Annotated in this window: 24 protein-coding genes; 10 read left to right on the top strand and 14 right to left on the bottom strand. The window is 63.5% G+C overall.

Annotated elements, in window-relative coordinates; translation table 11 throughout:
• Positions 1–3 precede the first annotated feature (3 nt).
• Positions 4–453 carry an ExbD/TolR family protein gene (locus MMG94_RS04945; RefSeq protein WP_016919128.1) on the bottom strand — a complete coding sequence of 150 codons (450 nt, stop codon included), beginning with the start codon at positions 451–453 and terminating at the stop codon, positions 4–6.
• Between the two features lie 3 nt (positions 454–456).
• Positions 457–1,197: a protein TolQ gene (tolQ, locus tag MMG94_RS04940; RefSeq protein WP_016919127.1), complete on the bottom strand. Its 741-nt coding sequence runs from the start codon at positions 1,195–1,197 to the stop codon at positions 457–459.
• A 258-nt stretch (positions 1,198–1,455) separates the two neighbouring features.
• On the opposite strand from tolQ, the gene MMG94_RS04935 reads away from it, so the two are divergent.
• Both MMG94_RS04935 and MMG94_RS04930 read left to right on the top strand, forming a co-directional pair.
• Positions 1,456–2,433 (top strand): PstS family phosphate ABC transporter substrate-binding protein, encoded by a 978-nt coding sequence (locus MMG94_RS04935; protein WP_016919126.1) that lies wholly within the window; start codon positions 1,456–1,458, stop codon positions 2,431–2,433.
• Positions 2,434–2,521: 88 nt separating this feature from the next.
• The gene (locus MMG94_RS04930; protein WP_016919125.1) at positions 2,522–3,403 is read left to right on the top strand and encodes a fatty acid desaturase; all 882 of its coding nucleotides are present in this window, start codon (positions 2,522–2,524) and stop codon (positions 3,401–3,403) included.
• Between the two features lie 5 nt (positions 3,404–3,408).
• Here MMG94_RS04930 and ybgC read toward each other — a convergent pair whose 3' ends face one another.
• The 3 genes from ybgC to ruvB all read right to left on the bottom strand — a co-directional run bounded on the left by ybgC (position 3,409) and on the right by ruvB (position 5,614).
• Positions 3,409–3,867 carry a tol-pal system-associated acyl-CoA thioesterase gene (ybgC, locus tag MMG94_RS04925; RefSeq protein WP_016919124.1) on the bottom strand — a complete coding sequence of 153 codons (459 nt, stop codon included), beginning with the start codon at positions 3,865–3,867 and terminating at the stop codon, positions 3,409–3,411.
• 297 nt (positions 3,868–4,164) lie between these two features.
• Entirely contained in the window at positions 4,165–4,470 is a 306-nt protein-coding gene (locus tag MMG94_RS04920; protein ID WP_016919122.1) for a hypothetical protein, read from the bottom strand.
• A 106-nt stretch (positions 4,471–4,576) separates the two neighbouring features.
• Positions 4,577–5,614: a Holliday junction branch migration DNA helicase RuvB gene (gene ruvB, locus MMG94_RS04915; protein WP_026016122.1), complete on the bottom strand. Its 1,038-nt coding sequence runs from the start codon at positions 5,612–5,614 to the stop codon at positions 4,577–4,579.
• A gap of 57 nt (positions 5,615–5,671) precedes the next feature.
• Between ruvB and MMG94_RS04910 the strand changes: the two genes are divergently transcribed.
• Positions 5,672–6,256: a Uma2 family endonuclease gene (locus MMG94_RS04910; protein WP_026016121.1), complete on the top strand. Its 585-nt coding sequence runs from the start codon at positions 5,672–5,674 to the stop codon at positions 6,254–6,256.
• A gap of 101 nt (positions 6,257–6,357) precedes the next feature.
• Positions 6,358–6,792: a hypothetical protein gene (locus tag MMG94_RS04905; RefSeq protein ID WP_016919119.1), complete on the top strand. Its 435-nt coding sequence runs from the start codon at positions 6,358–6,360 to the stop codon at positions 6,790–6,792.
• A gap of 90 nt (positions 6,793–6,882) precedes the next feature.
• Here MMG94_RS04905 and MMG94_RS04900 read toward each other — a convergent pair whose 3' ends face one another.
• The 6 genes from MMG94_RS04900 to carB form a co-directional block, all read right to left on the bottom strand.
• Positions 6,883–7,122, bottom strand: a complete 240-nt coding sequence (locus MMG94_RS04900; RefSeq protein WP_016919118.1) for a CDGSH iron-sulfur domain-containing protein — start codon at positions 7,120–7,122, stop codon at positions 6,883–6,885.
• A gap of 8 nt (positions 7,123–7,130) precedes the next feature.
• Positions 7,131–8,090, bottom strand: coding sequence for a thioredoxin-disulfide reductase (gene trxB, locus MMG94_RS04895; protein ID WP_016919117.1), 960 nt, complete (start codon positions 8,088–8,090; stop codon positions 7,131–7,133).
• Positions 8,091–8,218: 128 nt separating this feature from the next.
• Positions 8,219–9,238, bottom strand: coding sequence for a mitochondrial fission ELM1 family protein (locus tag MMG94_RS04890; protein ID WP_016919116.1), 1,020 nt, complete (start codon positions 9,236–9,238; stop codon positions 8,219–8,221).
• A 79-nt stretch (positions 9,239–9,317) separates the two neighbouring features.
• Positions 9,318–9,611: an endonuclease domain-containing protein gene (locus MMG94_RS04885; RefSeq protein WP_270111266.1), complete on the bottom strand. Its 294-nt coding sequence runs from the start codon at positions 9,609–9,611 to the stop codon at positions 9,318–9,320.
• A 239-nt stretch (positions 9,612–9,850) separates the two neighbouring features.
• On the bottom strand, positions 9,851–10,324 hold the full coding sequence (gene greA / locus MMG94_RS04880) for a transcription elongation factor GreA (RefSeq protein ID WP_026016120.1): 474 nt from the start codon (positions 10,322–10,324) through the stop codon (positions 9,851–9,853).
• 197 nt (positions 10,325–10,521) lie between these two features.
• Positions 10,522–13,857, bottom strand: a complete 3,336-nt coding sequence (gene carB / locus MMG94_RS04875) for a carbamoyl-phosphate synthase large subunit (RefSeq protein ID WP_016919113.1) — start codon at positions 13,855–13,857, stop codon at positions 10,522–10,524.
• A gap of 319 nt (positions 13,858–14,176) precedes the next feature.
• On the opposite strand from carB, the gene MMG94_RS04870 reads away from it, so the two are divergent.
• From MMG94_RS04870 to MMG94_RS04855, 4 genes are all read left to right on the top strand, one after another.
• The gene (locus MMG94_RS04870; protein WP_016919112.1) at positions 14,177–14,512 is read left to right on the top strand and encodes an SH3 domain-containing protein; all 336 of its coding nucleotides are present in this window, start codon (positions 14,177–14,179) and stop codon (positions 14,510–14,512) included.
• Between the two features lie 303 nt (positions 14,513–14,815).
• The gene (locus tag MMG94_RS04865; protein ID WP_016919111.1) at positions 14,816–15,178 is read left to right on the top strand and encodes a hypothetical protein; all 363 of its coding nucleotides are present in this window, start codon (positions 14,816–14,818) and stop codon (positions 15,176–15,178) included.
• Between the two features lie 112 nt (positions 15,179–15,290).
• A complete protein-coding gene (locus tag MMG94_RS04860; RefSeq protein WP_016919110.1) occupies positions 15,291–15,608 on the top strand; it encodes a c-type cytochrome in 318 nt (105 codons plus the stop codon).
• Complete coding sequence (locus tag MMG94_RS04855) at positions 15,608–15,982, top strand: GtrA family protein (protein WP_016919109.1); 375 nt, start codon at positions 15,608–15,610, stop codon at positions 15,980–15,982. Before MMG94_RS04860 ends, MMG94_RS04855 begins: the two co-directional genes overlap by 1 nt.
• Before the next feature lie 138 nt (positions 15,983–16,120).
• On the opposite strand, the gene hemF is transcribed toward MMG94_RS04855, so the two are convergent.
• From hemF to MMG94_RS04840, 3 genes are all read right to left on the bottom strand, one after another.
• Complete coding sequence (gene hemF / locus MMG94_RS04850) at positions 16,121–17,032, bottom strand: oxygen-dependent coproporphyrinogen oxidase (protein WP_016919108.1); 912 nt, start codon at positions 17,030–17,032, stop codon at positions 16,121–16,123.
• Between the two features lie 62 nt (positions 17,033–17,094).
• Positions 17,095–17,769 (bottom strand): hypothetical protein, encoded by a 675-nt coding sequence (locus tag MMG94_RS04845; RefSeq protein WP_016919107.1) that lies wholly within the window; start codon positions 17,767–17,769, stop codon positions 17,095–17,097.
• Positions 17,770–17,877: 108 nt separating this feature from the next.
• Complete coding sequence (locus MMG94_RS04840) at positions 17,878–18,354, bottom strand: tRNA (cytidine(34)-2'-O)-methyltransferase (protein ID WP_016919106.1); 477 nt, start codon at positions 18,352–18,354, stop codon at positions 17,878–17,880.
• Between the two features lie 288 nt (positions 18,355–18,642).
• Here MMG94_RS04840 and petA point away from each other — a divergent pair, with 288 nt between their 5' ends.
• Together petA and MMG94_RS04830 are read left to right on the top strand one after the other, a co-directional pair.
• Positions 18,643–19,176 carry a ubiquinol-cytochrome c reductase iron-sulfur subunit gene (gene petA, locus MMG94_RS04835; RefSeq protein WP_016919104.1) on the top strand — a complete coding sequence of 178 codons (534 nt, stop codon included), beginning with the start codon at positions 18,643–18,645 and terminating at the stop codon, positions 19,174–19,176.
• Positions 19,177–19,238: 62 nt separating this feature from the next.
• Positions 19,239–20,477, top strand: a complete 1,239-nt coding sequence (locus tag MMG94_RS04830) for a cytochrome b (RefSeq protein WP_016919103.1) — start codon at positions 19,239–19,241, stop codon at positions 20,475–20,477.
• Positions 20,478–20,488: the final 11 nt, after the last annotated feature.

Below are 20,488 nucleotides of genomic sequence, written 5' to 3'. Positions count from 1 at the left end.
GCCTCACTTCTTCTCCTGCTCCGTCACCAGAGCGACTTTCTTGTATCCCGCCGTGGTGACGAGCGACATGACTTCGGCCACGCGGCCGTAATTCACCGCCTTGGAGCCGCGAACGTAAATGCGCTCGTCGAAGCCCTGCTTCGTCGTCTCCTTCAGCTTATCGAGAAGCTGCGCGATCTCGACGGGTTGATCCATCAGGAAGATCTGGCCCTTGTCGTCGATGGCGATGGAGATTGGCTTCTGGTCGATATTGAGCGCGCCGGCTTTGGTCTGCGGGAGATCGACCGCGACGCCGGTTGCGAGCAGGGGCGCCGCGACCATGAAGATGATGAGCAGCACCAGCATGACGTCGATGAAGGGCGTCATGTTGATCTCGGCCATGGCGCCGTAGCGCGGCACGCCGCGGCGGCGACGGCCGCCCTTGCGGCCCGGAGCGGAAACGGAGGCGCCCATGGGTTACGCCGCCCGGTCGCGATTGGCCGCGTGCTGATCGATCTGGCGCGAGAGAATGGCCGAGAATTCGTCGGCGAAGCTCTCCATGCGCGCCTGCGCTTTGGCCACGTCGCCCTGCATCTTGTTGTAGGCGATGAGGGCGGGAATAGCGGCGAAGAGGCCGATGGCGGTGGCGAGCAGCGCCTCGGCGATGCCGGGCGCGACGACGGCGAGCGAGGTGTTCTTGGAGGCCGCGATGGACCGGAACGAGGTCATGATGCCCCAGACCGTGCCGAACAGGCCGACGAAGGGGCCGGCCGAGGCGACCGTCGCGAGCACCAGCAGGTTCGATTCGAGCTTCTCGACTTCACGGGCGATCGAGACGTCGAGCACTTTCTCGATGCGCGCCTGAAGCCCCATGAAGCTGGCCGAGGCGCCGGTCTGGAAGGAGCGCTTCCATTCCTTCATCGCGGCGACGAAGAGCGTCGCCATGCCTGTCGTCGGGCGCTCCGAAAGCTTGCCGTAGAGCTCTTCGAGCGAATTGCCCGACCAGAAGCTTTCCTCGAAACGGTCCATGGCGCGGCGGAGGCGGCCGAAAAGCAGCGTCTTGTCGATGATGATCGCCCAGCACCAGACAGAGGCGAGCAGCAGGCCCACCATGACGATCTTCACGACGATATGCGCGCCCCAGAACATGCTCCAGATGGTGATGTCAGCGGCGGGAGCGGCGCCTGCGGCGGTCGCTGCGATGTCGGTCGGATTCATGATTTGTCCTTGAAGCGGAGTTTGGCGCGCACTTCGCAATAAAGCGACGCCCCTTATTCCCCGCAATTTCGCCCTTTCTGGGGCTGCGGGTGCGCCGCACAATGATACTTATCGCAGAAGCGTTAACAAGCGGTAAGGGTTAAGAATTGGTGAGGAGCGCGGGGATTTCGCCGCAAGCGCGCGAGGCCGCCCGTCACGCCGCTGTCATATCATTTCTCGATTGTTGCGCCCAATTTCCGCTCGATCAAAAGACACGCCATGAACCGCCGCACTTTCACCGCCGCTTTCGCCGCTTTCGCCCTCTCGGCGGGCGCCGCTTTCTCGCTCGACCTCGAGCTCTCTCCTTACAAGCCGGTCATGGCTTTGTCGGGCAAGCTGAAATCGGTCGGCTCGGACACGATGCTCCATGAAATGGAGCTGTGGGCGGAAGGCTTCAAAGCCTTTTATCCGGACGTCAAAATCGAGATCGAGGGCAAGGGCTCGAACACCGCGCCGCCCGCGCTGCTTTCCGGCGAGGCGCAGCTCGGCCCGATGTCGCGGCCGATGACGCCCGACGAAATCTCGGCCTTCGAAGCGAAATACGGTTACAAGCCGACGGCGGTCCTCGTCGCGGTCGACGCGCTCGCGATCTATGTCCACAAGAGCAATCCGATCCAGTGCCTGACCATGGAGCAGCTCGACCGCATCTTCGCCGAAAATCCGAAGAGCGGCGACGGCAAAAGCGCTCATAGCTGGGGCGAGGTCGGGGTGACGGGCGAATGGGCGACGAAGCCGATCGTCATGTTCGGCCGCAATTCGCTCTCCGGCACGAACAAGTTCTTCAAGCAGAATGTGCTGGCCGGCGGCGACTTCAAGGACGCCGTCCATCAGGAGGCGGGTTCGGAGCAGGTGGTCAAGGCGGTGGCGAGCGACGCCTCCGCGATCGGCTATTCCGGCATCGGCTATAAGACGGAAGAAGTTCGCGCCGTTCCGGTCGCGGCAAGCTTCGGCAAGAAATGCTTCGACGCTTCCTTCGAAAATACCTATACGCGCAAATATCCGCTGGCCCGCGGGCTCTACATCAACATCCTCAAGGATCCGAAGACGCCGATCGACACGCTGTCCGGCGAATTCGTGAAATATGTGCTCTCGAAGGATGGCCAAAGCCAAGCCAAGAAGGGCGGCTACTATCCCATCACCCGCAATATTCGCGAGCATGAGCTTGCCCGGCTGGGATTGATGGCGTCGGCCCAGTGACGCGAGGGCGGCGAGGCGCCGCCTGGCCGCTTTGACAAATTCCGCCTGATCGAAAATCCTTCGCGCCGGTCTATTGGAGCGGCGCGATATGAGTGTAGCCGATTATCTGACGAAAAACGGATTTTGCCGCCGCGAGGACGTTTCCTGCATCGCTCTCTCTTTTATTCTCCCCGCGCTCTTCTTCGTCCCCTTCATTTTCGATTTCACCGTCTTGCAGGCGGCGGCCTATGTCGCGCTTTTCACGGCCGTCGACGGGCGGCTGAATTACCTTCTGCATTGGCACGTCCATCGCCCCTTCACGACGTCGCCGCCCGTCAATCTGCTGATTGATTTCCTGCTCGGCGCCGCGACGGGCGTCACCGCCTCCAACTGGCGCATCCAGCATGTCCACGGGCATCACGCCGGTAAGGACGAAGCCTATCGCGCGCCGGGCGCGAATATGAGCGCGCCCTATTCGGCGCGCTATGCAATCGCTTTTTGCTTTGGATCGCTTTGGCCAAGCATGGCGGCGCCGCTTGCCGAAGCCTTCAAAAAAGGCGTTCGCGGCGATGTTGCGGGGCCGATCAATTATCGCTGGGCGTTCGCGGAGCAGTGCCTGTTCCTGGCTTTCGTCGCGGCGCTCGGATTCTGGCGCCCCGGGCTGACGCTTTTCGTCCTCGTCCCATGGCATCTCGCCATGGTTTTCTGCACGCGCTACGTCGATTACATGAATCACTACGGTTGCGACGAGAGCGGCGTCGATCCGATGGCGCTCGCAAATAATACGCTACATGCGGGCTATAATGCGGTGAGCGGCAATCTCGGCTATCACACAGCGCATCATCACGACCCAAGCGGACATTGGGCGGATTTGCCTTTGCGCCACGCTGAAATCGCGTCGCGCGTTCCAGCCGGTCATGTGAAGGAATTCAGCTGGTCTTTCCTGAATTTCCCCTATCACGCCTTTCTTGCGCGGCGTTCCCGGATGTAGGACGCTCAGTCCGTCGCGGGCTCCGCATGCGCGCGCAGGAATTTTTCGCGAATGTCGGGCGGCAGGCGCTTGGCGCGGCCCGCTTCGACGCAAACGACTTTGACGGTCGCCGTCACGAGCGTTTCCGCGTCGCGTAAGACGCGTTGATCGAGCGTCAGCGATGCGCCGCCAAGCGCCGTCACGCGGGTCTCGACGTTCAGGAGATCGTCCATCACCGCCGGGCGCAAGAAGTCGAGCTGCATGGCGCGCACGACGAAGAAGGTCGGCGCGCCGTCCGGGTCCTCGAGCAGCGGACGCTGGTCGAGACCGATCGAGCGCAACAGCTCCGTGCGTCCGCGCTCCATGAAGCGGATGTAAGAGGTGTGATAGACGAGGCCGGAGGCGTCGGTGTCCTCCCAATAGACGCGGACGGGCAGTGCGTTGGCGGCGGTCATAAGCTCTCGCTCGATTTGCGGCATGCGCATTAGCGCATCCCTAGCCATATGCCCGCGCGATCATCCGAAAAGCAATAACTCGCTAAGGGAATCGAGCCTAGCCTCGTTCTCGGCTTCTGGAATTTCCGCTTCTGCGACACATATCGAATGTCAGAGGTATGAAATGACGCAAATCGAGAAACTTACGGGTCTCGCCAGCCGCGCCGTCGAGGTCGCGGCCGCGATGCTCTTTGTCGGCCTGATGTATTTCGTCGTAACGGCGAGCTGACGCGAAAGGAAAGCGCGACGTCGCGTCGCCGCGCTTCCAGCTATCCCGAACGTCGCCGCTCAATGGGCCTCCGCGCCCATATTGCTGGGCAGCACCTTGCGGATGCGATTGCCTTCGACCCATTCGAAACCGGCGTCGGGCGCGGCGCAATTGATCTCGTCGCTGGCGATGAGCTTGTCGCACAGCATCTGGCAGATCGCTTCGATCGGCGCGCTCTGATCGTTTTCCTCGGTCATGCGGTCGATGGAGATTTCTCCCATCTCCTCGCCGTCCACGAGATGGATGATGAAGACTTCCTCGTGGCCCGCGACGCCATGCGCGTTCACGCGGAAGGTTTCGCCCTTATATTTGAATTCCTGGATCATTCCGCCCTGCCTATTTTTTATTCAGTTGAGAATCTGCTTTCGAATAGAGCAGCACGGCGAAACTAGCCAGCAAATCGAGGTCGTCAAGCGGCTTATTTGTCGCGGGTCAGTCCTCTTCCCCGAACAAGCCGAACTGTCCCGCCGATTGCGCGGGCTCGGCCAATCCGAGATGCCGGAAGGCGTTCGGCGTCAGCAGACGTCCGCGCGGCGTGCGCTGGAGGAATCCCTGCTGCAGCAGGTAAGGCTCGATAATGTCCTCGATCGCGTCGCGCGGCTCGGAAAGCGCGGCGGCGATGGTTTCGATGCCCACCGGCCCCCCGCCGAAATTGATTGCGACCATATCGAGATAGCGCCGGTCCATGATGTCGAGGCCGATGGAGTCGACGTCGAGCAGCGAGAGCGAGCGGTCGGCCAGCTCGCGCGTGATCGTCGCGACGCCGTCGACCACCGCGAAATCGCGCACCCGGCGCAGGAGGCGACCGGCGATGCGGGGCGTGCCGCGCGCGCGCCGCGCGATCTCGCGGGCGCCTTCGTCATTCATGCCGACGCCGAGCACGCGCGCGCCGCGCTTGACGATCAGCTCCAGCTCCTGCGGCGTGTAGAAATTCAGCCGCACCGGGATGCCGAAACGGTCGCGCAGCGGCGTCGTCAGCAGGCCCGCGCGCGTCGTCGCGCCGACAAGCGTGAATTTCGCGAGGTCGATCTTCACCGAGCGCGCGGCCGGGCCCTCGCCGATGATGAGGTCGAGCTGAAAATCCTCCATGGCGGGATAAAGGATTTCCTCCACCGCCGGATTGAGCCGGTGGATTTCGTCGATGAAGAGCACGTCCCGCGGCTCGAGATTGGTGAGTTGCGCCGCGAGATCGCCGGCCTTGGCGATGACCGGGCCGGAGGTGGAGCGAAAATTGACGCCGAGCTCGCGCGCCACGATCTGGGCGAGGGTCGTCTTGCCGAGCCCTGGCGGGCCGACCAGCAGCACATGGTCCAGCGCGTCGCCGCGCGTTCTGGCCGCCTCGATGAAGACCTTGAGATTGGCCCGCGCCGCCTCCTGGCCGGTGAAGTCGGCCAGCGTCAGCGGCCGCAGGCTCGAATCCGTGTCGTCTTCGCGCTGTTCTGGAGAAACGAGACGGGGAGGGGTGGTCAAGGATCGCTCCAATGCGCCAGCGCGCGCGTGCTATTCTTCGCCAAACGGAGCCGCGCCGTGAATCGCCCGCCCTCGCAATATGAGTATATGTCCCTCGACGATTTCGAGGAACTTCTGCCCGACAAGCCCGCCGACGAGAAATGGGAGCTGATCGGCGGCAGGGTCGTGCGGATGATGGTCGGCGCGCGATGGGAGCATAATTACATTATCCAGAATTTGGCGATGGCGCTGCGGGAGCGCTTCCGCACGCAAGGCTCTCCCTGCCGGACCCTGACCGAGTCCTTCAGGCTGAGAGACAAGCCAACCGAATCGTCCACTCTCCCTGACGTCATCGTTCACTGCCGACCGCTTGAACCTGGCGCTTCCGCGCTGGATGACCCGTCCGTGCTTGTCGAAGTCATGTCCGAGGGCAGCAAAGCGCGCGACCGGTTTGAGAAATGGGCAGTTTATCGGAGGCTGCCGTGCCTTCGGCACTATGTGCTCGTGGAGCGGGATAGAGCCCATATCGAGATTTTCGACCGGAATGGCGATATCTGGTCCGGGGTGCGAATTCTCGACGGGTTGGACGGCGTCATGGATTTGCCGGCGGTGCAGGCCAGCGTCCCGATGAGGGAAATCTATCGCGACGTCCTCGCGCCCTGAAAGTCTTTTGCGTTCTCTGTGCGCTGGCGAACGCGCCCGCCGAGCCCTTCCGGCTAAGGTCCTCCCATTGGGGATGTCACTCAGGCTGAACGGGGGCGAATATGCGTGAGAAGATGATTGGCGGCATTTTGGCGGCCGGGCTGACGATGCTGGCGGCGGCGCCCGCTTTGGCGGCGTCCGGCGAACTTCTGAGCGGCGAGGCGTATGAGACGGTCGATGCGCAGGTCGAGCGCGACGGCGGCGTGACGCTCGGGCCGTTTTCGACCACCTCCGCCCATTGCCGCAAGACGGGCGACTCGCGCGCCTGGGTGTTGGAGCGCCCGCGCTACGGTCAGGTCTCGATCGTCAAGCGCAAGGGCGAGATCGCCTTCGGGGAGGGCGAGCCTTACGCCCATTGCAACGACCGGCCGCTGACCGGAACGACGATCCGCTACCGGCCTTACCGGGGCTTTGTGGGCGACGACACTTTCGTCTTTACGATCAGATTTCCCGACGGAGAAGTCCGTACGAAACGGGTCAATGCGCATGTCGAGTAAAGGCGGCTGAAAGCCTTCGAGACGGCCGCTCCGGAACGGCCGTCTCGAAGCGAGAGGGGGCCTCATTCAGAGTCCTGAATGGCGGCTCTCTCACAACTCCTTATGCGCGCCGTCGCAAAGCGGCTCCTTCTTCGTCGCCTTGCAGCCGCAGAAAAAGGCCTTGCCGGCGGCCTCGGCCTTGTAGGCCACGGGGTCGATACCTGTCCCCTTATGGGCGCCGTCGCAAAAGGGTTGTCTGGCGCTGCGGCCGCAGGCGCACCAATAATAGGTCTTTCCCGCCTCGACCTCGACAGGCATGGCTTTCTTCTGGAAGATGACGCGTTCGCTCATTTTCCCTCTCAGGCGATTTCGTGCGCGGGCGCGTCGAGCAGGAATTTTTCGACGTCCAGCGCCGCCATGCAGCCCAGCCCGGCGGCGGTCACCGCCTGGCGATAGACTTCGTCGGCGACGTCGCCCGCCGCATAGACGCCGGGAATATTGGTGCGCGTCGTGCCGGGCTCAACGGCGATATAGCCGCTGGGCTTGACGTTCAACTGGCCTTTGAAGAGTTCGGAGGCGGGCGCGTGGCCGATGGCGATGAAAACGCCGTCCGCGTCGAGCGTCTGCGTCTCGCCGGTCTTCACGTTCTTAACGCGCGCGCCGGTGACGGAGAGGGGACCTTCCGTGCCGACGATCTCGTCGATGACAGTATCGAAAAGCACCGAGACATTTGGCTGCTTGCGCAGGCGATCCTGCAGCACGCGCTCCGAACGGAGCGTATCGCGGCGATGCACCAGCGTGACATGGGAGGCGAGATTGGAGAGGTAGAGCGCTTCTTCGACCGCCGTATTGCCGCCGCCGACGACAATGACTTTCTTGCCGCGAAAAAAGAAGCCGTCGCAGGTCGCGCAAGCCGAGACGCCGAAACCCTTGAACTTCTCCTCGCTCGGAACGCCGAGCCATTTCGCCTTGGCGCCCGTCGCTATGATCAGCGCGTCGCAGCTATAGGCCGCTCCGCTGTCGCCGATGAGCATGAAGGGGCGCTTCTCGAGCCGGGCTTCGACGATGTGGTCGGAGACGAGCCTCGCGCCGACATGCTCGGCCTGTAGCCGCATCTGCTCCATGAGCCACGGGCCCTGCACGGGCTCGGCGAAGCCGGGATAATTCTCCACCTCGGTGGTGATCATGAGCTGACCGCCCGAATCGAAGCCGGCGATGAGCATTGGCTCCAGCATCGCGCGCGCGGCGTAGATCGCCGCCGTATAGCCGGCCGGCCCGGAGCCGATGATGATGACGCGCGCATGTGTGGGGGCGGACATGGGGAACTCGCCTGTTGAGTGTTTCCGTCTCCCCTAAGAGCGGAGCGGAGAGAGCCGCAATCTAGTCATTATGCGCTGCGCCGCAAGAAGAAGCCGTCCTTGCGAAGAAGCGCGATTCAGAAGCGTCATTATGTCTTCGGGTCGCGTCGCTCGGCGCGCAACGACGTTTGAAAGGCCCCGAAAGCCCTCTCAATCCTTCTTGCGACGATCGGCGTCGAATTGACCGGCGCGTAGGCCCAGTCGTCGAAACGGCCCGTCCAGATGCGGACGGCGCCGGCTTCTTCGAGATTCTTCAAATAGACTGAGAGTTTGTGCCGCGTCGCATAGGGTTCGACCACATGCACCGGCGCGCCGGTCGCGACGGCCTCGCCGACCATATTGACGCTGTCGCCGGTGACAATGATGCGGTCGGCGTTGGCGAGCATCGAAAAATAGGGGTTTTCGCCTTCGCCGTCCCAGAACCAGCCGCCCGGCTGGTCGAGAGCGGCGCGGATCGTGGCCCGAATCTTGGCGGAGGTGCGCCGCGAGGGCGTCGCCATGACGCTCGCCCCGGCGAGGATGAGAACGGAGGCGATGTAGTCGAGGTCGTAGACGATCCCGCTGGCGTCCCCAAGCAGCATCGCGACGCGGGGCCGGGGCAGGGCGGCGATGCGCGGGTCCGGCGCGGCGCGGGCCGCAGCGAGGCGTTCGGGGGTGACCCGGTTCGGGGGCGTAAGGGAGGAGACGACGTTCGCCCCCGAGAGACCGTCATGGCGCGGAGCGACGATGAGATCGGCGGTTCCAAGGCCCGTGGCGGGCTTGTTGACGTACACGGCGAATGTGCGGCCGCCCGATTGGCGCTTGAGTCGCTTCAGCGCGGGGATGGTCCGCCGCCCGGCGGCGAGGACGATGTCGGGATAGGGCGGGGCGAAGGCGCCGGCGTCGCGCGGATCGGGCGGGCCGAAGGGGGCGAGCCAGTCGTATGGGTGGCGCGGGGAGACGCGGCGGATGTCCGGAGGGAGGCCAAGCGCTTCGGCGAGGCCGAGAGTCTGCGCCTCGTGCCCCGCGCGGCCGTCGGCGAGGATGCGGAGGGCGGTCCCGGCGGGGAGACGTTTCGACTCCCTCTCCCCGCCTGCGGGGAGAGGGCTGGGGTGAGGGGCGAGCCACATCGGCGATCGTGGGGGCGGTTGATGAAGTCCACGGCGCCGCGAATGCGGCCCTGCCCCTCACCCTAACCCTCTCCCCGTTTCACGGGGAGAGGGAATCTGGGGCCAGCGTTCGCAGGATCGTTTCGCAAACGCCGTCAATATTGGTGCGGATATCGTCGTTCTGGACACGGAGAATGCGGAAGCCCGCCGCCTTCAAGATGCGCTCGCGGCGAGCGTCGTAAGCGACCTCTTCGTCGGTGGAGTGGGTTGCTCCGTCGACTTCGATGACCAGCTTTTGTTCTCGGCAAACGAAGTCGGCGAAAAAGCCTTCGATAGGCTCCTGGCGCACGAACTTATATCCGCCGAGCCGCCGTCCCCGCAGCTTTCCCCACAGATTCGCTTCCGCGGAAGTTTGCGCCGCGCGCAGGTCCCGGCTGCGGGTTCGTTCGAAATGATCAGGGCCGCGCATGGGCGTCCAAAAACCCCCTCTCCCCGCAAGCGGGGAGAGGGCTGGGGTGAGGGGCGGGCCACATTTAGAATAGTGCAGACAGACGGTGACTTACGGGGCGCCGCTCATGCGGCCCTGCCCCTCACCCTAACCCTCTCCCCGTTTCACGGGGAGGGGGAATCCCCTCACACAAACGCGACTTTCAAAATCTCATAGCTCTTGCCGCCGCCGGGGGTCTTCACCTCGACCGTGTCGCCGACCTTCTTGCCGATCAGCGCGCGGGCGATGGGGCTCGTGAGCGAGACGCGGCCGCTCTTCACGTCGGCTTCGCTCTCGCCGACGATCTGATAGGCCTTCTCCTCCTCCGTGTCCTCGTCGACGACGGTCACGGTCGCGCCGAATTTCACTGTCGCGCCGGAGAGCTTGGAGACGTCGATGACTTCCGCGCGCGAGAGTTTGTCCTCGAGCTCGGCGATGCGGCCCTCATTGAGCGACTGCGCCTCTTTCGCGGCGTGATATTCGGCGTTTTCCGAGAGATCGCCATGAGCGCGCGCTTCGGCGATCTGCTGGATGATGCGCGGGCGGTCTTCCTGCTGCCGGCGGCGCAGTTCCTCTGCAAGCGCGGCGTAGCCGGGGGCTGTCATCGGCACCTTGTCGATTGCCATTGGTCTCGCTCTTCGCCTTTCCCATAAATGCCGGGAATAGCCTCCTCGCCCGCGGGCCATGAAGCGCCGGCGCGGGGAGTCCCGAATCATCTGTCGTTAGTTTCGTCGCAAAAGCGGCGCCCGTTCGGCGTGGCGGAATGAAACGCATTCCGCGCGGCTAGACAGGGCGCTCGCCGTTACTTCCTTCGATCTCAGTCGGTTGCGGGCTGGAAATAATCCTGCAACGCCCGCGCCTCCAGGTCTCCCGACACATAAGCCCGAACGCCCTGCGCCGCCGCGACAGCGCCGGCGAGAGTCGTATAATAGGGGACCTTATGCAGAAGCGCCGCGCGGCGCAAGGAACGCGAGTCGGCGAGCGCCTGGGCGCCCTCGGTGGTGTTGAAGACGAGCTGGATCGCGCCGTTCTTGATGGCGTCGACGATATGCGGCCGGCCCTCCGACACCTTGTTGATCTTCTGGGCGGAAATGCCCTGCTCCTGCAGATAGCGGGCGGTGCCGCCCGTCGCGACGACGCTGAAGCCGATTTCCTTCAGGAGCCGGATCGCGGGCAGGATGCGGGCCTTGTCGACGTCGCGGACGGAGACGAAGACCACGCCCTCGCGCGGGGCCTTTGCGCCGCCCCCTAACTGGCTTTTCACGAAGGCCGCGTCGAAGGAAGTGTCGAGGCCGATGACTTCGCCGGTCGAGCGCATTTCCGGGCCGAGCACCGTATCGACGCCGGGGAAGCGGGCGAAGGGGAAAACGGCTTCCTTCACGCCGATATGCGTTGGCTTCCCGGTGGGCAGCGCAAAGCCCGCAAGCTTCTCGCCCGCCATGACGCGCGCGGCGATCTTGGCGAAGGGCGCGCCGACGACCTTGGCGACGAAGGGGACGGTGCGCGAGGCGCGCGGATTGACTTCGAGAACGTAGATGGCGCCGTCCTTGAGCGCGAATTGCACATTCATCAGGCCGACGACGCCGAGCGCCATGGCGAGGCTCCTGGTCTGCTCTTCGAGCGCGGCGATGGTCTCGGGCGCAAGCGAACGCGGGGGCAGAGAGCAGGCCGAGTCGCCGGAGTGAATGCCCGCCTCCTCGATATGCTCCATCACGCCTGCAATGGCGGCCTGCTCGCCATCCGCGATGCAATCCACGTCGACTTCGATCGCGTCGGTCAGATAGCGGTCGAAGAGAAGCGGATTCTTGCCGAGCACCATATTGATCTGCCCGGTCTTGTCGTTGGGATAACGCGCCTTGATCTCGGAGGGCACGAGGCTCGGCAGCGTGCCGAGGAGATAATCGTCGAGGTCGCTCTCGCTGCGGATGATCGCCATGGCGCGGCCGCCAAGGACATAAGAGGGTCGCACGACGAGCGGCAGGCCGAGCTCGCCCGCGACGATGCGCGACTGTTCGACGGAATAGGCGATGCCGTTTTTCGGCTGCTTGAGGCCGAGCTTGTCCAGGAGGCGCTTGAAGCGGTCGCGATCCTCGGCGAGGTCGATCGAGTCGACCGGCGTGCCAAGAATGGGCGCGCCCGTCGCGGCGAGACCGTGGGCGAGCTTCAGCGGCGTCTGACCGCCATATTGCACGATGACGCCGACCAGCGTTCCGTTCGACTTCTCGACGTCGAGAATCTCGGCGACGTCCTCATTCGTCAGCGGCTCGAAATAGAGTCGGTCCGACGTGTCGTAATCGGTCGAGACCGTCTCGGGATTGCAGTTGATCATGATGGTTTCGTAGCCGGCGTCGTCCAGCGCGAAACAGGCGTGACAGCAGCAATAATCGAATTCGATGCCCTGGCCGATGCGGTTCGGGCCGCCGCCGAGGATCACGATTTTCTTGCGGTCCGAGGGCGCGGCTTCGCTGGCCGGTCCGTCCAGGAAGGGCGACTCATAGGTCGAATACATATAGGCCGTGGGCGAGGCGAATTCCGCCGCGCAAGTGTCGATGCGCTTATAGACCGGCCGCACGTCGAGCGCATGGCGCGCCTTGCGCACGTCGGCTTCCTCGACGCCCGAAAGCGTTGCGAGGCGCGTATCGGAGAAGCCGGCGAATTTCAGGCTGCGCAGATTTTCGGCGTCTTTGGGCAGGCCGAATTTCCTCACCTTGTCTTCAAGCGCCACGATCTCGGCGATGCGCGCGATGAACCAGGGATCGATCTTGCTCGCCTCATGCACTTCGAGCTGGCTCATGCCGAGGCGCAGCGCCTGGCCGACGACGAGAATGCGGTCCGGCGTCGGCGTGCCGAGCGCGCCGCGCAGAACGTTCATATCGTCGCCCTTGCCGAGCCCCTCAACCTCGATTTCATCCAGTCCCGAGAGGCCGGTCTCCAGCGAGCGCAGCGCCTTTTGCAGCGACTCGGCGAAATTGCGGCCGATGGCCATGGCTTCGCCGACCGACTTCATCGCAGTGGTGAGCGTCGGCTCGGCGCCGGGGAATTTCTCGAAGGCGAAGCGTGGAATCTTGGTGACGATATAGTCGATCGTCGGCTCGAAGGAGGCGGGCGTCGCGCCGCCGGTAATGTCGTTGGCGATCTCGTCGAGCGTGTAGCCGACGGCGAGACGCGCCGCGACCTTGGCGATGGGGAAGCCCGTCGCTTTCGAGGCGAGCGCCGAGGAGCGCGACACGCGCGGGTTCATCTCGATGACGATCATGCGGCCCGTGCGCGGATCGACCGCGAATTGCACGTTGGAGCCGCCCGTCTCGACGCCGATCTCGCGCAGCGTGGCGAGAGAGGCGTCGCGCATGATCTGATATTCTTTATCGGTCAGCGTCAGCGCCGGGGCGACGGTGATGGAGTCGCCCGTATGCACGCCCATCGGGTCGATATTCTCGATGGAGCAGATGATGATGCAATTGTCCGCCTTGTCGCGGACGACCTCCATCTCATATTCCTTCCAGCCGAGAACGCTTTCCTCGATCAACACTTCGTTGGTCGGCGAGGCGTCGATTCCCCGTTCGACGATTTCGATGAACTCGGCCTTGTTGTAGGCGATGCCGCCGCCCGTGCCGCCCAGCGTGAAGGAAGGGCGGATGATGGCGGGGAGGCCGATATCGTCCAGCGCGTCCAGCGCCGCGGTGAGCGTCTTGACGTGATGCGAGCGCGGCGTGTCAAGGCCGATCCTGGTCATCGCCTCGCGGAAAAGCTCGCGATCCTCCGCCTTGTCGATCGCCTCCGCCGTCGCGCCGATCATCTCGACGTCGAATTTCTTCAGCACGCCCATCTTCTCGAGCGAGAGGGCGCAGTTCAGCGCCGTCTGGCCGCCCATGGTCGGGAGCAGCGCGAAGCCGCCGGGAACGGCGTAGCGCTCCTTCTCGATGATCTTGGCGACGAATTCCGGGGTGATCGGCTCGACATAGGTGCGATGCGCCAGATCCGGGTCCGTCATGATCGTCGCCGGATTGGAGTTGACCAGAACGATCCTATAGCCCTCCGCCTTCAGCGCCTTGCAGGCCTGCGTGCCGGAATAGTCGAACTCGCAGGCCTGGCCGATGACGATGGGCCCGGCGCCGATGATCAGGATGGTGGATATGTCGGTTCTTTTCGGCATCAGCGTCCTTCGAACGCCCGCCCCGCGAGGGACGGGCTATGTCGGTTTGTCGTTTTCCGCCCGGCGAGGCAGGGGCGCGCGCACAAAAAAAGGCCGCGTCCCCGGCCCTTGGACCGGCACGCGTCCCCAATTGCCCGTCTTGCGGGCGGCGAGCGGGGCGCGCCCGGCTCGAAAGTCGAGGTCTGTCTAGACGAGAATGACGCGAGTGTGAAGGGGCTGAAGCGAAGGCGTCAACAGGGCTATTCCCATGCGCCAGCGCATGGCGCCGCCATCGGAACCCGCGGGAGAAAAGAGTCCGGCGCCCGATCGGGAGTGAATAATGAGAATTTTCCTGGCCATCACGGCCGTCATTCTGCCGCTCTTCGCCGCAACTGGGGCGAGGACCGAGATTTTCAGCGCCTGTTCCGTCCAATCCACGCCGGACGGCTTCGTCGCGCTGCGGGACGGCCCATCGCCCACAGCTAAACTCCTCGCGAAAATGCATCCGGGCGAGATCGTCGTCGTCGACGTGAAAAACAACGCTTACATTCGATCCGCCGGCTGGCTGCGCGTTTCCCATTTTCCCGGCGAGGCGACGCCCAATCCGGGCGATCCTGACTTCGACAAGGTGAAGCGCGGCTGGGCGAAGGACAAGTTGATCGACGATTGCGGGTGACGCCGTCTGGTCTTCATGTTGCATCCATGAGAGGGGTCGTGGCGCAGCTCAAAGCAAAATCAGAGCGGCTGTCGCCAAAATTCACAGATATGCGCAAGAACATATCAAGCATTCTATAAGATTCAGGTTGAAGACTTTGACAATAGTGTGAGTCGCCTGTTTAGCGGAGCCTTTCCGATTATTCTTATCTCGCGCTTGCGAAAAAATAGAAATGCGATAGAGTCTTCCTCGCTGCTGCGGCGGCATGAGAATGGCGCCGACAGACCGCGCGGGCGGTTCCCGCATTGGGAGTGTCTCGTCATTATGGAATCGTCGAATTTCGCGGCGTTCCTCAAAGAATCCAAACCAGCCGCCACCTCCTTTTTACGGCGCTATCATGTGGTCTTCTGGCTTGTCGTCGCGTCGACGCTATTGACGAGCCTCGCCATGCGGTCGAGCGAAGTGACCGTCATCATCCTCGGACTCAATCTGCTGCTGCTCTGGCTGGCGGTAACGCTGTTCAAACAGTCGCGGACGGCGATCTGGCTCGCGATCACGGCGGAGATCCTGGCGGCGACGCAAATGATCCCGAATCGGGCCACGGCTCTGGCGCTGATTCTGAACCTGACGCTCTTGCTCGCTGCGATCGTCGCGGCGCGGCTCGGCTCGTCCGAAAAAGACCTGTGACGCGAAAAAGACCTGTGACGGCCGAGCGCCCCGCTGTCATCCATTCCCTATAGCGACGAACCGCCGCGTATCGGCCGGGGACAGAGGCGGGCGCGCGCGATATGCTGATCCTATGAAAAGCCTTTTCGCAATCGTCGCGGCGGCGCTCTGCGCCGCGCTCATTCTCGTTCCTCCCGCCTGCGCCGAACAGAAATACGATCTCGCCAAGGTCGTCGCCGAATGCGCCGCCTGCCACGGGCCGGACGGCGTCGGCAATGACGTCGAAATCCCCAATCTCGCGGGCCAGCACGACCAGTATCTTTATACGCAGCTCCAGCATTTCAAATCGGGCAGGCGTCCGCACAAGGAAATGGCCTATGAGAGCCGCCATCTCACCGACGAAGAGATGCGCGACCTCGCGCGCTATTATTCGCAGTTGCCGGCGCGCTGATGCTGAGGCAACTCGCGACCTACGCCTCGGTCGGCGTCGGGGCGACGGCGGCGCACTACGCAATATTGATTGCGCTGGTGGAGGCGGGCGGCTGGGCGCCAGTTCCGGCGACGCTTTGCGGCTATGTGGTCGGCGGGATCGTCGCCTATCTCCTCAACCGGCGCCATACTTTTGCGAGCGACCGCCCGCACGCCGAAGCGGGCTGGCGCTTCGGCCTCGTGGCCTTTGCAGGCTTTTGCGTCACCTATCTGCTGATGAGCCTTTTCGTGAACCGGTTCGGCGCGCCTTATCTGCCGGCGCAAGTCGCGACGACCGTGTCGGCGATGTTCGTGACCTTCGCGCTGAACAGGATATGGACGTTCGGCGGCGAATAGCGGCCCTCTCTGCGTCATGCCCGCGCTTGTCGCGGGCATCCACGCCAGGACGTCATGACAATGATTGAAGTCCGCCGCATTTTCCGTGTGGATGGCCGGGACGAGCGAGCCCGGCCATGACGGGTAGGGTGGCCAGCCTTATGGCCACTTCACCGACGGTGGCATCGACGAGAGGATCGACTCCACATTGCCGCCGGTTTTCAGCCCGAAAATCGTGCCCCGATCGTAGAGCAGATTATATTCCACATAGCGTCCGCGCCGCACAAGTTGCTCCTCGCGCTGCGATGGCGTCCACGCTGTCTGAAAATTGCGGCGCACCAGCTCCGGATAGATGGCGAGGAAGCTCTCGCCGACATCGCGCGTGAAGGCGAAATCCTTATCCCAGGCGCTGTTTTCAGCGTCGCCCGCACTATTGAAATAGTCGTAGAAAACGCCGCCGATCCCGCGCGGCTCCTTGCGGTGGGCGAGATAGAAATATTCGTCGCACCATTCCTTGAAGCGCTTGTAGTCCGCCACGGGATGGCGCTCGCACGCCGCCCGCATGGCGGCGTGGAAGTCGACCGTGTCCCGGTCCTCCTGCGTGCGGCGCGCGTCGAGCACGGGCGTCAGATCGGCGCCGCCGCCGAACCAGGCTTTGCTCGTCGCGACGAAGCGCGTGTTCATATGCACGGCGGGAACGTTGGGGTTCCAGGGATGCGCGATAAGCGAGATGCCGGTCGCGAAAAAGCGGGGGTCTTCCGCCGCGCCGGGGATCTGCTTGGCGAATTCCGGCGGGAAGGTCCCGAACACCGTCGAGCAATGCACGCCGGCCTTTTCGAAGACGCGGCCATGGATCATGCCCATGCGCCCGCCGCCGCCCGGCGCGCCGTCATGGTTCTGGCGCTCCCATTGCGTCAGTTGAAAGCGCCCGGGCTCGCTAGCTTCCGCGAAAGGACCCGCCGCTTCGTCCTCCAGCGTCTCGAAAGCGGCGCAGATGCGCAATTGCAGCGACTCGAACCAGTTCCGCGCGGCCTGTTTGCGAGCTTCGAGTCGATCCTGCGCGGCGTTCATGAGCGTCTCCTTTTTGGGCGCTCATCAACGCCGCGGGCCGCGCCTTGTCAATTCGCGGCGCGTTACTTCGGCAAGGCGGAGGCGATCTTGACCTGCGCCTGACGGGCCTCGGGCGTCGTGGTCGCCGTCGCGGCGGTGAAGGCGGCGCCAAGAAACTCGGCGAGGGCGGTCTTCACATTCGCGCCGCGCCAGGTGAGCTTCGCATGGTAGCAGGAGCGCGGTTCGCCGATCGTCCACGCCCGCCCGGCCGCTTTCGCGGTCTGCATCAGTTTGACGGCCTCGGCCTTCAGTTGCGCGTCGTCGTTCATTACGATCAGTCCGTCGACCGCGAGGTGGCGGTCGATGTTCAGATTGGCCGCCATTTCCTCGGTCGGATTGGCGTAGTCGCATTTGATCCCGCCGTCGTCGACATAGAGAAGGCGGATGGCCCAGCTCTTCTTCAGGGAAGAAAGATCGTTGGAAAGCTGAAGCCCTTTCATGCTTTCCGGAATTTCAGCGCTCTGCTGGGCGTTCTCGTGAATGCTTTCCGCGTTCAGCCCGAATTTGACGGAGGTCGCGCTGACCTCAAACTGCGACAGACGCCCGATGAGATGTCCGGCTGCGTCGCATAGCCCGTCGAAATGGCTCACCCCCGCATAGAGGCCGAAGCCGAGGGCCAGCGTGAAAATGGCGCCGCGCAGCGAATTCAGAAACCGCTCGAGCAAGACAAGCGAGACGCGCGTTCCTTGATAGGTCATGACCGCCTCCGAATGAATTATGAACGTCGCCTTAAAATCCGGCGCTCCCTGGCACGCTAGGAGGCTGAATGCGCATGCGCTGTGCGGCGGCGCACGCGCAGCGCCGCCCTAGAACCTTGCGAGCTGGCGGAGGGCCTCGCCGGCGACCATCGCCGCGGAAGCCGCCACATTGAGCGAGCGCGCATGCGGTTGCATGGGGATTTTCACGGAAAGATCGGCAGCGGCGAAGACCTCGTCCGGAACCCCCGCCGATTCGCGCCCGACGAGGAGTATGTCGCCGGACTCGAAATTGCAGCGAAGATAGGAGGTTTCGGCCCGGGTGGAGAGAAGGACGAGCCGGCGGCGTTCGCCTTCCAAGGCGGCGGCGCCCCGCCAGGATTGAAATGCGTCGAAGGAAGCGTGGCGGCGAATGACGACGTGATCGAGATAGTCCATGCCCGCCCGCCGGAAGGCGGCGTCGGTCGCGGGAAAGCCGGCCGGGCCGATGATCGCGGCCTCCATGCCGAGGCAGGCGCACATGCGCAGCATCGTTCCGGCGTTCTGGGGAATGTCTGGTTGATACAGGGCGAGCGTGAGCGGCGTCATGGGTTTGAAACCAGTTGGAGTCTCGGGTTTTGCGGCAAAACGCCGCGATTGTGCGACGCGGCGGAAATGTCGCGCCGAACGACAAAGAATCCCGTTCCCGCCTTGTGGACATGGTGGCGGAATGGCGCCACATAGGCCGCGCGCGGGCGGGCATAGCCATCGCTCGCGCGGCCGCCGCAACGTCCGAGACTGGCGCGCGGTCGTAAAAAGTGGAACGATTGCTCCGAGTGGAGCTTGCGCTTGTCCTTTGAGCGCTCTTTATTCGCAGCGGTTGGGGAGAGGTCGGGCGTGAACACCAGAAACGTCACTGAACATGCGCCGACGGAGGCGAGCCGTCGAGACATCCTCTACATCGCGACGGGCGCGGCCGCCACGGTCGCCGCGGGCGGAATGGTCTGGCCGCTGATTTCGCAAATGAACCCGGACGCCTCCACCCTGGCGCTCGCCTCCACGGAAGTGGACTTGTCGACTATTCCCCTGGGCCAGATCGTCACGGTCAAATGGCGCGGCAAGCCCGTCTTCGTCCGCCACCGCACGCCGCAGGAGATCAAAGCGGCGGAAGACGCGCCGCTGGCCGAACTGCCAGACCCGGAGCCGGACTCCAAGCGCGTCCAGAAGCCGGAATGGCTCGTGATCATCGGCGTCTGCACGCATCTGGGCTGCATCCCGACCGGCAAGTCGGGCGAATATGACGGCTGGTTCTGCCCCTGCCACGGCTCGACCTACGACGTCTCTGGGCGCATCCGCAGCGGTCCGGCTCCGTCCAATCTGGAAGTGCCGAAATACGCTTTCGTCAGCGACACGAAAATCAAGATCGGATAGGCCCCGGCGCCGGTCCGCTTCACCGCATTTCCCGTCGCAATCGACGCCTTCGAGAAAGTTCCATGGACGGACATTCCAAATATACGCCCAAGAGCGGTTTCGCCCGATGGCTGGAGCGCCGCCTGCCGCTCATCAGCTTCATGTATGATTCCTTCGTCGCCTATCCGACGCCGAAAAATCTGAATTACATGTGGACCTTCGGCGCCATCCTGTCCTTCATGCTGGTGGCGCAGATCGTGACCGGCGTCGTCCTCGCCATGCATTACACGCCGGAGACGACGCTCGCCTTCGACTCGGTCGAAAAGATCATGCGCGACGTGAACTGGGGCTGGGCGCTGCGCTACGCGCACGCCAACGGCGCGTCGATGTTCTTCCTCGCCGTCTACCTCCACATCTTCCGCGGCATGTATTACGGCTCCTACAAGGAGCCGCGCGAAGTGCTCTGGATCCTGGGCGTCGTGATCTTCATGGTGATGATGGCGACGGGCTTCCTTGGCTACGTTCTGCCCTGGGGCCAGATGTCCTTCTGGGCCGCGACGGTCATCACAAATCTCTTCTCGGCGATCCCCATTGTCGGGACGTCCATCACCACCTGGCTGCTCGGCGGCTATTCGGTCGACAATCCGACCCTGAACCGCTTTTTCGCCCTGCATTATCTGCTGCCCTTCATCATCGTCGCCATCGTCGCGCTGCATGTCTGGGCGCTGCATGTGACGGGGCAGAACAATCCGACCGGCGTCGAGGTGAAGGACGTCAAGAAGGACACCGTGCCCTTCACGCCCTATGCGACGCTCAAGGACGGCTTCGCGATCGGCGCCTTCCTGGTGCTCTACGCCTGGATGACCTTCTTCGTGCCGAACTATCTCGGGCACCCGGACAATTACATCGAGGCCAATCCGCTCGTGACGCCGCCGCATATCGTGCCGGAATGGTATTTCCTGCCCTTCTACGCGATCCTGCGCGCCATCCCGAACAAGCTGCTCGGCGTCATCGCGCTGTTCCTGTCGATCCTGATCGCGGCGGCGCTTCCCTGGCTCGACAAGTCCCCGATCAAGTCGGGCAGCTATCGCCCGCTGTTCCGTAGATTCTACTGGGTGTTCGTCGCGGTCTGCATCGGTCTCGGCTATCTCGGCGCGCAGCCGGCGGAAGGCGTCTATCTGTGGCTCGCCCGCCTCTTCTCTTTCTACTACTTCCTGCACTACGTCATCATCCTGCCCTTCCTCGCGAAATACGAGAAGCCGGAGCCCTTGCCGGAGTCAATCGACTCGGCCGTCGCGGCGAAGGAAGTCTCTCATGCTTAGGGCGCGATGCT

Origin of the sequence: Methylocystis parvus OBBP (assembly GCF_027571405.1) — a bacterium.
Lineage (GTDB): Bacteria > Pseudomonadota > Alphaproteobacteria > Rhizobiales > Beijerinckiaceae > Methylocystis > Methylocystis parva.
The sequence above is the reverse complement of the archived record's forward strand: the minus strand, read 5'-3'. Positions and strand labels throughout refer to the sequence as shown.

Excerpts from the sequence above, each read along its gene's own strand:
- MMG94_RS04945 (WP_016919128.1), bottom strand. The coding sequence starts at position 453 with ATGGGCGCCTCCGTTTCCGCTCCGGGCCGCAAGGGCGGCCGTCGCCGC.
- tolQ (WP_016919127.1), bottom strand. The coding sequence starts at position 1,197 with ATGAATCCGACCGACATCGCAGCGACCGCCGCAGGCGCCGCTCCCGCC.
- MMG94_RS04935 (WP_016919126.1), top strand. The coding sequence starts at position 1,456 with ATGAACCGCCGCACTTTCACCGCCGCTTTCGCCGCTTTCGCCCTCTCG.
- MMG94_RS04930 (WP_016919125.1), top strand. The coding sequence starts at position 2,522 with ATGAGTGTAGCCGATTATCTGACGAAAAACGGATTTTGCCGCCGCGAG.
- ybgC (WP_016919124.1), bottom strand. The coding sequence starts at position 3,867 with ATGCGCATGCCGCAAATCGAGCGAGAGCTTATGACCGCCGCCAACGCA.
- MMG94_RS04920 (WP_016919122.1), bottom strand. The coding sequence starts at position 4,470 with ATGATCCAGGAATTCAAATATAAGGGCGAAACCTTCCGCGTGAACGCG.
- MMG94_RS04905 (WP_016919119.1), top strand. The coding sequence starts at position 6,358 with ATGCGTGAGAAGATGATTGGCGGCATTTTGGCGGCCGGGCTGACGATG.
- MMG94_RS04900 (WP_016919118.1), bottom strand. The coding sequence starts at position 7,122 with ATGAGCGAACGCGTCATCTTCCAGAAGAAAGCCATGCCTGTCGAGGTC.
- trxB (WP_016919117.1), bottom strand. The coding sequence starts at position 8,090 with ATGTCCGCCCCCACACATGCGCGCGTCATCATCATCGGCTCCGGGCCG.
- MMG94_RS04890 (WP_016919116.1), bottom strand. The coding sequence starts at position 9,238 with ATGTGGCTCGCCCCTCACCCCAGCCCTCTCCCCGCAGGCGGGGAGAGG.
- carB (WP_016919113.1), bottom strand. The coding sequence starts at position 13,857 with ATGCCGAAAAGAACCGACATATCCACCATCCTGATCATCGGCGCCGGG.
- MMG94_RS04870 (WP_016919112.1), top strand. The coding sequence starts at position 14,177 with ATGAGAATTTTCCTGGCCATCACGGCCGTCATTCTGCCGCTCTTCGCC.
- MMG94_RS04865 (WP_016919111.1), top strand. The coding sequence starts at position 14,816 with ATGGAATCGTCGAATTTCGCGGCGTTCCTCAAAGAATCCAAACCAGCC.
- MMG94_RS04860 (WP_016919110.1), top strand. The coding sequence starts at position 15,291 with ATGAAAAGCCTTTTCGCAATCGTCGCGGCGGCGCTCTGCGCCGCGCTC.
- MMG94_RS04855 (WP_016919109.1), top strand. The coding sequence starts at position 15,608 with ATGCTGAGGCAACTCGCGACCTACGCCTCGGTCGGCGTCGGGGCGACG.
- hemF (WP_016919108.1), bottom strand. The coding sequence starts at position 17,032 with ATGAACGCCGCGCAGGATCGACTCGAAGCTCGCAAACAGGCCGCGCGG.
- MMG94_RS04845 (WP_016919107.1), bottom strand. The coding sequence starts at position 17,769 with ATGACCTATCAAGGAACGCGCGTCTCGCTTGTCTTGCTCGAGCGGTTT.
- MMG94_RS04840 (WP_016919106.1), bottom strand. The coding sequence starts at position 18,354 with ATGACGCCGCTCACGCTCGCCCTGTATCAACCAGACATTCCCCAGAAC.
- MMG94_RS04830 (WP_016919103.1), top strand. The coding sequence starts at position 19,239 with ATGGACGGACATTCCAAATATACGCCCAAGAGCGGTTTCGCCCGATGG.